Genomic DNA, 12,140 nt, shown 5'->3' on the forward strand with positions numbered 1-12,140 from the left:
CTACCCCTTACGTCCAAAGATTTCGTTCCGATCTATCTTTTCGTTCTCTATCCTACATTATAACCATTATAAAAAAGATTCCAATCAATTTATAAACTAAAATGAGTCGAAGTTGTGAAATCTTCTTCATTTTTTCTCTTCTTCTACCTTATCCCTCTCTCATGAAAATCACAAACCCTCTGCTCCTAAAAAGAGCAGAGGGTTACACTTTACTTCAAGGATTCAGGTGATACCGTCACGTCCGGTACGTCGAGACGCTGCTGACGTAAACGATAGATCCGAGCGATATTTTGAACGACGACTTTTGAAACTGCGTATGTTGGAACCGCCAAGATGACACCGATGATTCCACCGATTTTCCCAGCAACGAGCAAGACGATGATGATCGTCAACGGATGAACCTTGAGTGTCTTTCCTTGGACATAAGGAGAAATCAAGTTCGACTCGATTTGCTGCGCGACGACGATCGTGATGATCGCATAGACGGCTTTGATCGGATCATCGATGAACCCGACGATGACCGCCGGTACGGCACCGATGTAGGGACCAAGATACGGAATGATGTTCGTGACCGTACAGAATAAGGCAAGCAGTAACGCATATTGAATATCTGCGATGAAGAAGCCAATCAATGACATGAGACCGACACAGATCGAGACGATGACCTGTCCATTGACATAATGCTTCACTGTCACGTGCATGTCGTGCAAGATTTTACGCGTTTCTGTTTCATAGCTTTTCGGCAACAGCTTCACGACGGAATCCGGAAACTTATAGCCGTCAAGCAACATGTAAACTAAGATGAACGGCACTAAGACGATGATTAAGACGGTCGAAGAGATGACACCGAAAATCGTTCCGACAGACGTCGAGACAGACTTAAAGACTGTACCGATATACGATGTTGCTTCATTCGTCCACTTGTCAAACAAGTCCGTGTTCTCGTGAACCCATGTCGAGATGAATCGGTTGTTCATCAATTGATCGCGTAAATTTAAAGTCTGATCACGCAATTCAACGACGAGTGTCGGAATGCTCGTCGCAAAATCCGTCACCTGTTCGACTAAGATGGGTCCGATTGATGCAACCGCAATCGTCAGGATCGAAATGAAACCAAGCAAGACGATTAGCACGGCAAGACCACGCTTCTTGACTCGTTTTTGTAGTGCGTCCACAATGCCAAGCGTAAAGTAATAGAAGATCCCTGCGATGATCAATGGCGGGAAGATCAAGGCTAACATGACACGAATTGGCTGGAATAAAAATGAAATTTTCGTTCCAACCCAGATGACGAGAAAAATCACTAATATCCAGATTAATGCTTTAAACCACTTGTTTCGTAACAACTCCACCTAACTTATCCCCCTCATACCTATTCGTCAGCCGACTTTTTCCTCGGTGACGTCTTCGAGACGCTGACGCTCCATCTGACCCCAGTTTCCTCGACCAGTCAAGAATTGAATCAATCCTCCTAGCTTGAAGAAGACGAGAATCGGACGGTACCAGAACGACTCGGTTAAGGACCATAGATACAACCGAATCAATTCCTTGACGTTCTTGAATCGGTGCATCGTCCACTCTTCCAATAATACGGCACCTGCTGACAATAGGGAACCATAGAGTAAAGCGACGACCAGCAAGACGATCCCAAATTCAAAGTTGAGTGTACCGACGAGTAGGTTGAGCGGAATGATGAAATAACCGATCAGTTCGACGATTGGTCCGAGTAGTTCAATCAAAAAGAAATACAACATCGAGACGCTACCAACAGAACCATATTTCGGATTGCCAATCATTCGTTTATGCGTCCACAACGTCTCAGCAAGACCACGATGCCAACGTGTTCGCTGTGACCGTAACACTTCCATCGATTCTGGAGCCTGTGTCCAGCAGACTGGCGCCGGAACGTACTCGATGCGTTTATCGAGCTTATTTTCCTTCATGTACCGGTGTAAGCGGACGACAAGCTCCATGTCCTCACCGACGAGACCTTCTTTATATCCACCAGCCTGTACGACAATATTCTTTTGGAACAATCCGAAGGCGCCGGAGACGATCAATAAGATATTGAAACGACTAAGACCAAGGCGACCGAACAAGAATGCACGGAAATACTCGATCATCTGCATCAGGACGATCCGTTGCTTCGGTGTCCGAATCTCAACGATTTCGCCGCCTTCAATCGTACAACCGTTAACGAGGAAGATCGAACCACATGTCGCGACGACTTCTTCATCTGACTCAACGATCGGTTTCATGACTTTTAATAACGCATCGCGCTCTAAAATCGAATCCGCGTCGAGCGAACAGAAATAGGGATAACTCGAGTAATCAATACCGGCATTCAAGGCGTCTGCCTTTCCACCATTCTCTTTATCGATGACAATCAAACGACTATCAATGCGGGAACGGTAGACTTGTTTGACCGGCTTTGAACCAATCAAGATACGTGGATATTGAATTTCTTTTTCCAACTCATACGCGCGAAACAGCTCATCCATCGTTCCGTCTTTTGAACCATCGTTAATGACGAGTACCTCATGCTCTGGGTAGTCAAGGGCTAGCAAGGCTTGGACACTTGAGACGATCGTATATTCTTCATTATAGGCTGGAACAAGGATACTGACCGGTCGTGTATAGAGAGACCGCATCAATGGTAAATAGGAGCTTTCTTTTCGGCGGAACCGTTGCCGTCGCACCATCTGAGCAGAAATCAGATACAGCGTCGAATAGAATACGATGACGAGTAACATATAGATCAATACTGTCCATGAGAGGACTTCAATAATGGCTTGGATTGTCTCAGACGACATGATGCTTCATCTCCTTTGCCAACCGTTCGGTCGCTTTTTGACGCGCATAGCGGTCGGGGTGTGTACTTGAAACCTTCGCCAACTGTTCGATCCCACCACAAGCAAGTAACGCATCAAAGGCTGCCGTCCGGACCCACCATGATCGACTGCCGACAAACGGCAGGATCGCTGGTATCGCATCATCTGGAACGACGTGCTCTAAGAAACGAAGGGCAAGCATTTGCTCAACCCAACTTGATTCTTCTTCCAAGTAAGGCACATACAATTTCCAGTCTTCCTCAAGTCCAATCCGTGTGAGCGCGCGAAGGGCTCGCTTTCGGACTTCTGGATTCTTATCAGTCGTTTTATCGCGTACGAGCGCGATATAACGTGTCTCATCTCGATCAAAGATCAACTGGAGTATTGCTAGTCGAAACGATAGTGTAAGTTCATCGAACGATGTGACCCATTCTTGTAAGTCGTGACTACGACCGATCGCAAGAATCGCACCAAAGAAGCTGATATCATTTTCTTGTTTAGCAATCGCAATCGCATCTTGCGGGGATAAGGAGACAAGTGTCCGGACGATGACATCGCTCTCCTCTTTTTCAATTGCCTTTCCCCAACGGGCATGAATCATCGGTGCGACTGCGACCAAACGGAATTGAGAAACGGCTTCATAGGCGTTCAAGCGACGATCAATCCGCCGATGCTTCAATTGTTGCTCATAATACGCTTGCATATTAGAAGCGACGAAAGCTTGTATACGTTCAAGATGCACCGGCGTTGCCGTCAAGTTAGACAACGCGAACAATTCAAGCTCCGCTAAATCTTCGTTTCCTTTTTGAATCGTTGGCATGTCTTGACGTTCACTTGTCGCATAGTCATAGATGTCATCTCGAAAGGCAAGCTGCCAATCGCGACGCGCATGCTCACGATTGGCGCGTTTTCGTTTTTGAACGACAAGATAGATCAACGCTCCACCTTGTAAGAAGATGAGTACGACGATGAATACTAGAATCGCCTGCATCATCGGCCGTCCTCGACTTTGCGAATCCACGCACGGAACTCTTCGATTTTCAGTGGAAGCGTCATGATGTAATCAACACCACGATCAATCGCTAGGACATGATCACGTTCGCGGTTATACATCGAGATCATCATCGATTGGAATGGTGCGACACTCTGTTGTTTCGCTCGCAGCAGTAATTCCAATCCATCTGCTCGCGGCAATGCGGACGTGAACACGAGTAAGTACGGACGGGATGCTACATACTCATCAAGGAACGTCTCCGCTCGCTCGAACGTCATGAAGCGTTCGAAACGGTCCGTCAATTCCCGTTCCATCATCCGACGGATATGCGGATCTTCCGTTACGACGACAACGTCTGCGATATGATGGATCTTCTTATAACGCGCAAGGCGATCGAGAACAAGCTCCCTCGACAGCGTCGCCGGCAGAACTTCACGTGCGTTCTCTAACCCATAGAAAGAGGGTTCCGTATTAAAGTAAACGACGGGAATCCGCTCCTCAATGACGGGTTTGCTCGCGAGAACGACATCGGCATAAGAGATGTCCGTCCGCACGCACCATCCTTCCTCGATCAGACCATTGACCGTCTCCGGCATTTGTCCGACCGTGTGTACGAATAAGGTATTCGTCGTTGATTCTCGGACAGCCTCTTCCGTCCATTCGATCGTCGAACTGACCTCACGATCTTGAGTTGTTGATTCAAACGACTGATTGATTAATTTCCACATCTCTTCACGTCGCATTTAGTTTCCTCCCTCAGTGAATGCTTTTTTCATCGTATGATAGATAGGTTTCAATTCTTCCCGTTGCTGTGGATTCGTCCACTCGGCCCAGTTGTAGAAACCACGATTCTTCTCTGGAATACGTGTCTCACCGACTTGACCTGTGACTTCGATTCCTTCCGTGATCATCTTCGATTCGAGTCCATCTTTCCAGAAGTCTCCGATGATTTCATGTTTACTTGGATCACGCATATTCAAGACCATCCATGGAATACGAAGTTCAACGGTTGGTTTCGTGACATCTGAGATATCCGTTAAAATGTCATCTGGTTCTCCTTCATGTAAAACACCTGTGTCCCATTTGACGGCTGGTTTGACGATTTTTTTCGTCACCGGGTCTCGTCTTGCATAATCGAGCATTTGATAGATCGGAACGAACTTGCCGCTGTCTTTTTGATCAGACGGAGGTTTCACCATCTCAAACGGCATCTTCAGACCGTAGTGGTATCGGAAGATGTCATAGCGAGCATCGACATCGATACGCGCTGTCTGATCGATCGTCAGGCGGTATTCAGCTCCTTCGTCAAGCGTCAACGAACCGACTTTCGTGTTCCCATCATTCGGTTTCGTCGATAGTGCAAGTGTCGTCGGCTCTGCTTTCTTCCGGTCGATGCGTAAGTAGAGATAAGCCTCGTCGGAAGTCATATAAATCGCTCGATCCTTATTTTCAGCTACTGGTGCATACCCTTTCCAATCATCCAATTTCCCATCAATGATGATGTCTGAACGGAGGAATCCAAGCATCCCGAAATGTTGTTCACTTGTTTGAACATTCGACCAACGTGGACGGGTATCCGCATCGTCATAATCCATTGTGTTCCATGTTCGTTTGAACCATTCGTCTTGCCAGATGAAGACCAGTCCACCAGCCGTCTTGACGTCCTTGATGTCTTGATAGAGCTGCGCGACGAGTTCGCCTTGTTTCTTTTCACTGACATGTCCTTGGTCGAAACCGTTCGGTCCAAGGTGTGTCTTCCCGCGTGAACTTGGAATACCGAATTCCGATACAAGTAACGGCATATCATGATAGTCTTTCATTTCTTTCAAATAACGAGCGTAGGATTCAGAGCTCTTATCTGCTTTTTGACTGTATTCTTCCTTGATAAACGAAGGGTAATACGGATAGATGTGATAAGACGCAAACAAACCACCTGAGAAATCCTTCGTTGCTTTTAAATGATTGAAGTCGATCGAGACGAGATCTTGCTCTTCTTCGACCTCTTTCGGGTGTTTCAATGGATCCGTCGTCGGCCAGTTCGTCGAACCAATTGGTCGAGTCGTTCCGTACTCTTTGATTTCGTGTGCTGTCGCTGTATCCATCCGACCAGCAAGCCACGATTCGAACGGTGACGCCTCTTGTGTCGTCGTCACGTATTTCCCTTCGAATCGCGTGCCTTTGTTCTTTTTATTCGTCTCGACGACGGCTTCCGGTAACCATTCGATTCCGAAGACGAACGCTGAAACGTATTGCGAGACGTCTGAAGTATATGTTCCGGAAGCATGACCGACGACTTCCTTGACGACCGCGTTACCATGAATGACATCGACCATTCGTTTGGCTTCCGTATCGGTCATCTTCAAGAAGTCTGGCTCAAAAGCGTTCTTCAACTCTTCGAATGGTTTTTCCTCGACCCACATACCTTGCATCAAATAAATCGGTTGCTTCGCCCGTTCGTTATACGCTTTTAATGCATCGTAAAAAGCAGGAGGATGCAATGTATACACGCGAATCGTATTGACACCCAACTCGCCGATTTCCTTTAGCCAACGATCGTATTCATTACGACTGATGGCATGTTCCCCGGGAAATGCACCCGGTCGACCGAGTCCGACGTTAACGCCTTTGACGAAATACGGCTTCCATTCGCCATCTTGATACATCTCAAGCGTGTCTTGTCCTTCTCGTGCCCGAGTTCGTAATTCCTGATTGCCGACTTTCGTTTGTGAGAGTGGTTTTACTTTTGCAGCTTGCGTGGAGACACGCTTCGCATCCTCAAGAATCCGAGTCAGTGTCGGCGCATACACCTTCCAGAAGAATGCCGACTCACTTTCTGCACTATCAAGAATGAACTGTTTGCGGAACCAATCGAGTCCACTGTATCGATAGTAGCGCGGGATGTCCGCGACATCTGTATAGTCACCAGCAAAATAATGTCCACTTCCTTGTGTGACATACGCAGGAAATTCAAGCGGCAACTGATATTTCCGAAGCATCGCTTGGGTCTGTTTTGACGGTTTCCAAGAAAAATGCGCTTGTTGCTCGCCGCCATCTAGCTCTAAAATCTCAAACCAGTAGTTATAACGCACCTCATCTTTTGCATTGCCCTTGTTTTTATCCCATTTATAAAGTAATGGTGTGTCATCATTGACGAAAAAAGCTTTTTCCGTTGAGTCATTGATGAAGACATAACCTGGACCAGATAGTTTAAATTCTTTTTCTTTCGCCTGCGCTTTTAATTGCGACACAACATTCTTCTCAAGACCTTGCAATTTTGTTAAATCCGGGAAAAATCGACCGATCCATCCTGTCCATGCCGTCCCGAACAATTGGCGAAACGCATTGGACCGTTCGACTGACGTCGGACTTGCCGCCGTATTAAACTCCGCTACGACCGTTTTCCCTTGCGAAATCGCTTCGGTCGCGAGATCAACGTCTTCTGCCGTCAACCCCCCACGGTGTTCTTGTTTACCGTTGGCCTCATAGGATTTCCCATACGTATCCGTAAACAACAGCACATCTGCTTTAGAAGCCTGTTGTAGCATTTGCTTCCCTTGTGTACCGTCATAACGATTAATGTAATCCGAATACTTATAATCTTGCTCTTGCGCATTTCGGATTTTCAAGTGATTCAATAACCACGTCGTTCCAGCGTGCTCTCGCTCATCTGTACCGTTCGTATAATCAAATAGCGCGATATTTAATGTCTTTTCCTGCTTTAAGAACCAAATGGCAAATGGTGTCAGAATAAGTAATATGACGATTGCAAACGTCCATTTATAACGCCTCATATTGGCATAGCCTCCCACTAAAACAATTTGTTCCTATCATTGTAACGTGAATTAAATAATGTTCATATAATGGAAATCAAAAATGATGGAAGGAAATGATTAGATGCTATTTATAGATTACTTTAACCCTAATTAAAAAACGTTCTGCTCTCCTATTGCCGGAGAACAGAACGTTTCGTTATTTTACAGTAGACGATAAATCGCTTCCCATGCGGCATCGACGCCTTCTCCTGTCTCAGATGAGAAAGGAATCAAGGTATCTTGACCGTCAAATTGCAATTTACGTTTGATTGCCGCGATATGTTTATCACGTTGACTCTTTTTGATCTTATCGAGTTTTGTCGCAACGACGATGACCGGTAGATCGTAATACTTCAAGAAATCATACATCGTCACATCATCCGCAGACGGATCGTGTCGGATGTCGACGAGCTGTACGACACCTTTGAGGATTTCCCGTTGCGTGAAGTACTTCTCCATCATCTTGCCCCATGCTTCACGCTCCGTCTTCGAGACTTTCGCATACCCGTAACCAGGTACATCGACGAACATGACTTCATCATTGATGTTGAAGAAGTTCAAGGTTTGCGTCTTACCTGGTTTCGAAGATGTCCGTGCGAGTGCTTTTCGCTGGACCAGCTTATTGATGAAGGAAGACTTTCCGACGTTCGATCGCCCTGCGAGTGCCACTTCTGGCAACAATGGCTCCGGATAATGTTCCGGATTGACGCCACTCGTAATAAAATCAGCTTTATAAATTTTCATGTTACTCTCCTTTTAATGCATGTTCGAGCACTTGCTCCATCGTCGCGACCGGAATGAATTCCATTCCTGCGCGAACGCTTTCCGGGATATCATCGATGTCCCGCGTATTGTCTTGCGGCAGCAGAACGGTCGTCAAGCCCGCACGATGTGCTGCGAGTGACTTCTCCTTTAATCCACCGATCGGTAAGACACGTCCACGCAACGTGATTTCACCTGTCATCCCGACATCCCGGCGAACCGGACGTTTTGTTAAAGCGGAAATCAATGCTGTCGCGAGTGTGATCCCAGCAGATGGACCATCTTTTGGTACAGCACCTTCAGGAACGTGGATGTGGATGTCTTGCGTTTCGTAGAAATTCGGTTCGATGCCAAGGGACGTCGCATTCGCTCGGACGAAGCTATAAGCGGTCTGAGCCGACTCTTGCATGACATCACCGAGTTTCCCGGTTAACTGCAATTTCCCTTTACCCGGAGCAAGGCTGACTTCGATCGTCAACGTATCGCCCCCAAAAGCAGTATACGCTAAACCAGTCACCGCGCCAATCATATCTTCGAGCTCGCCTTGACCATAGCGGTAGATCGGTTTGCCTAAGAAATCATCCAGATTACGTTTTGTCACCGTCACCCGTTTCTTCTCACCCATCGCGATTTGTTTCGCTGCTTTCCGACAAAGTGAGCCGAGAACACGTTCGAGATTCCGGACACCGGCTTCTCGTGTATAACGCCGGACGACTTCTTCTAGCGCGTCTGCCTTGACTGTTAATTGACTCTTTTTCAGACCATGTTCAGCCAGTTGCTTCGATAAGAGATGACGAACGGCAATTTCCGTTTTCTCTTGTTCCGTATAGCCACCGATTTGAATCAGTTCCATCCGGTCGAGCAATGGTCCGGGGATATTCGAGACATCGTTCGCTGTCGCGATGAAGAGAACATTCGATAGATCGAACGGTTCTTCGATATAGTGATCAGAAAAGCTGTTGTTTTGTTCTGGATCAAGAACTTCAAGCATCGCGGACGACGGGTCACCACGGAAGTCATTTGACATTTTATCGATCTCATCGAGCAGGAAGACCGGGTTGTTCGTTCCTGCTTGTTTTAAACCACGAATGATTCGACCTGGCATCGCACCGATATATGTCCGGCGATGTCCACGGATCTCCGCTTCGTCGCGCACGCCACCAAGTGAGACGCGGACGAACTTCCGCTCGAGCGCTGTTGCAATCGAACGGGCAAGCGACGTTTTCCCGACTCCCGGAGGACCAGATAGACAGAGAATCGGTCCACGTAATGAGTCCGTTAATTGACGAACGGCAAGATACTCAAGGATCCGTTCTTTGACCTTCTCTAGACCATAATGGTCCTTTTCAAGCTGTTCCGAAGCAGCTGAGACGTTCAAGAAATCATCGGTTGCTTCATTCCATGGCAACGAGAAGAACCATTCAAGATAGTTACGAATGACGCCATGTTCGGGACTCGTCGCTGGTACGACAGCTAAACGACTGATTTCCTTCTCAACGTTTGCAACCGTCGTTTCTGGTAAATCAAGCATCGCTAGCTGTTCCCGGTATTTCGTCGCATCACTTTCAACAGAAGCCGACTCGCCACCGAGTTCTTGTTGAATCGTCTTCAATTGTTCCCGCAAGTAATACTCGCGTTGCGATTGTTCAATCGTCTTCTTCGTCCGTTCACGCATCTCGCGTTCGAGTTCGACGACTTCATATTCGTGCTTCATGACGTCAAGCAACATCAACCCTCGTTCGACTGGATCCTGTTGTTCGAGAAACTCCTGTTTCTTCGAGATATCGATTGGTAACTTCGACGTGATATAGTCCGTTAATGAGTCGAGACGTTCGTATGTCTCGAACCGACGACGTTCATCCGTTCCGATTCCTTTGATCCGAGAGACGAGCTGACCGAACTGTTCTTTAATCAGACGAACGAGTGCTTCTTGTTTCGCCCCTTTGATGTCCATCTTCTCGATTGGTTCGATGACGGCTTGATATCCCTCGTCCGTCTCCTCGACGTTTTCAATCCGGACGCGTTCCTTCCCGATGACGCGGACACGGACCGTATCATTCCCGAGTTCACTCATCTTCGCGATTTGAACGAGTGTACCAACCTGGTGCAGCCCGTCGACAGACGGCTCTGCTTCTGGGTCACGTTGCGTGACGACGACGAGATCAATTTCGTGTTCCTTTGATGCAAGTAAGGCTTTTAAGGATACCGGACGCCCGACATCAATCGTCAATCCGATCAACGGATACGCAACGACACCGCGTAACGGTAAAAGTGGATATTGTTTTTTCTTCATTCGAATTCCTCCTAAACAAAAAGACTCGGAAAGGCGTACAAGTAGCCTCCGAGCCGATTTGTCACGGTGTTACGCCGTTTCTTTTTCTTTCCCATGTTCAATTGTACCATCTTTCAACTCAAGCGTTGGACCGCGTTTACCAGTCAACGTTTCTGCTGTAATGATGACTTTCGCGATGTCTTCACGCGATGGGATTTCGAACATGATATCAAGCATAGTTTCTTCGATGATGGAACGAAGACCACGCGCACCTGTTTTACGTTCGATTGCAAGTTTTGCAATCTCAAGAAGTGCATCTTCCGTGAAGTCGAGTTCGACATCATCGAGTTGAAGCATTTTCTTATATTGTTTCACGAGGGCGTTTTTCGGTTTCGTCAAGATTTGAACGAGTGCCTCTTCATCAAGTGGCTCGAGCGTCGCCATGACCGGCAAACGACCGATGAACTCTGGAATCAAACCGAACTTTTGAAGATCTTCTGGTAATGCAGCTGCCAGAATTTCTTTTTGTGTAAGGTTACGGTTCTCTGAATCGTTTCCGAATCCGATGACTTTTTTACCAAGACGACGTTTGATCGACTGATCGATACCATCGAATGCGCCACCGACGATAAACAAGATGTTCGTCGTATCGATTTGGATGAATTCTTGATGTGGGTGTTTTCGTCCACCTTGTGGCGGTACACTCGCAACCGTTCCTTCCAAAATCTTCAGCAAGGCTTGTTGGACACCCTCACCAGATACGTCACGTGTAATCGACGGGTTTTCTGATTTACGAGCGATCTTATCGATCTCATCAATGTAGATGATTCCTTTTTCAGCCTTCTCGACATCATAGTCCGCTGCTTGGATGAGTTTCAACAGGATGTTCTCGACGTCTTCACCGACATAACCGGCTTCCGTCAAACTTGTTGCATCTGCAATCGCAAACGGTACGTTCAAGATACGTGCCATCGTTTGGGCAAGAAGTGTTTTACCGCTACCTGTTGGTCCAATCATGACGATGTTCGACTTCGAAAGCTCGACATCATCTGCGCGACCACCAGCATTGATTCGTTTGTAGTGATTATACATCGCTACAGACAACGACTTCTTCGCTTTTTCTTGACCGATGACATAATCGTCAAGTGTCGTACGAATTTCATGCGGTTTCGGAACATTCTTTAGCTCGACTTCTTCTTCAGTGCCGAGTTCTTCCTCTACGATTTCATTGCAGAGTTCGATACACTCGTCGCAAATGTAAACGCCAGGTCCAGCAACAAGTTTGCGTACTTGTTCTTGTGTCTTTCCACAGAAAGAACATTTTAGCTGACCTTTTTCTTCGTTAAATTTAAACATAAAGGTCCACCCCTTTAACGTGGAAATTGTATGGATGCCTGTAGCATCCCGTCTCACGTTTTACTATTTATGATTGTAGCATGAACAAGGAAAGTCTTTCAAATCCTGGACGA

8 protein-coding genes are annotated in these 12,140 nt (G+C 46.8%); all 8 read right to left on the reverse strand.

Annotated elements, in window-relative coordinates; all coding sequences use genetic code 11:
- Positions 1 to 209: 209 nt before the first annotated feature.
- Positions 210 to 1,352: an AI-2E family transporter gene (locus tag KNQ11_RS08235; RefSeq protein WP_050677618.1), complete on the reverse strand. Its 1,143-nt coding sequence runs from the start codon at positions 1,350 to 1,352 to the stop codon at positions 210 to 212.
- A gap of 27 nt (positions 1,353 to 1,379) precedes the next feature.
- Positions 1,380 to 2,813, reverse strand: coding sequence for a glycosyltransferase family 2 protein (locus tag KNQ11_RS08240; RefSeq protein WP_050677619.1), 1,434 nt, complete (start codon positions 2,811 to 2,813; stop codon positions 1,380 to 1,382).
- Positions 2,803 to 3,825, reverse strand: a complete 1,023-nt coding sequence (locus tag KNQ11_RS08245; protein ID WP_214771066.1) for a HEAT repeat domain-containing protein — start codon at positions 3,823 to 3,825, stop codon at positions 2,803 to 2,805. The genes KNQ11_RS08240 and KNQ11_RS08245 overlap by 11 nt, the downstream gene beginning before the upstream one ends.
- Positions 3,822 to 4,568 carry a response regulator gene (locus KNQ11_RS08250; protein WP_214723761.1) on the reverse strand — a complete coding sequence of 249 codons (747 nt, stop codon included), beginning with the start codon at positions 4,566 to 4,568 and terminating at the stop codon, positions 3,822 to 3,824. Before KNQ11_RS08250 ends, KNQ11_RS08245 begins: the two co-directional genes overlap by 4 nt.
- Complete coding sequence (locus KNQ11_RS08255) at positions 4,569 to 7,616, reverse strand: hypothetical protein (RefSeq protein ID WP_251139646.1); 3,048 nt, start codon at positions 7,614 to 7,616, stop codon at positions 4,569 to 4,571.
- Positions 7,617 to 7,799: 183 nt separating this feature from the next.
- Positions 7,800 to 8,381 (reverse strand): ribosome biogenesis GTP-binding protein YihA/YsxC, encoded by a 582-nt coding sequence (gene yihA / locus KNQ11_RS08260; RefSeq protein ID WP_023468975.1) that lies wholly within the window; start codon positions 8,379 to 8,381, stop codon positions 7,800 to 7,802.
- Position 8,382: 1 nt separating this feature from the next.
- Positions 8,383 to 10,692, reverse strand: coding sequence for an endopeptidase La (gene lon / locus KNQ11_RS08265; RefSeq protein ID WP_023468976.1), 2,310 nt, complete (start codon positions 10,690 to 10,692; stop codon positions 8,383 to 8,385).
- 69 nt (positions 10,693 to 10,761) lie between these two features.
- The gene (gene clpX, locus KNQ11_RS08270; protein ID WP_023468977.1) at positions 10,762 to 12,027 is read right to left on the reverse strand and encodes an ATP-dependent protease ATP-binding subunit ClpX; all 1,266 of its coding nucleotides are present in this window, start codon (positions 12,025 to 12,027) and stop codon (positions 10,762 to 10,764) included.
- Positions 12,028 to 12,140: the final 113 nt, after the last annotated feature.

This window comes from Exiguobacterium sp. s39 (genome assembly GCF_018618925.1).
In the GTDB taxonomy this organism is placed as follows: Bacteria; Bacillota; Bacilli; order Exiguobacteriales; family Exiguobacteriaceae; genus Exiguobacterium_A; species Exiguobacterium_A abrahamii.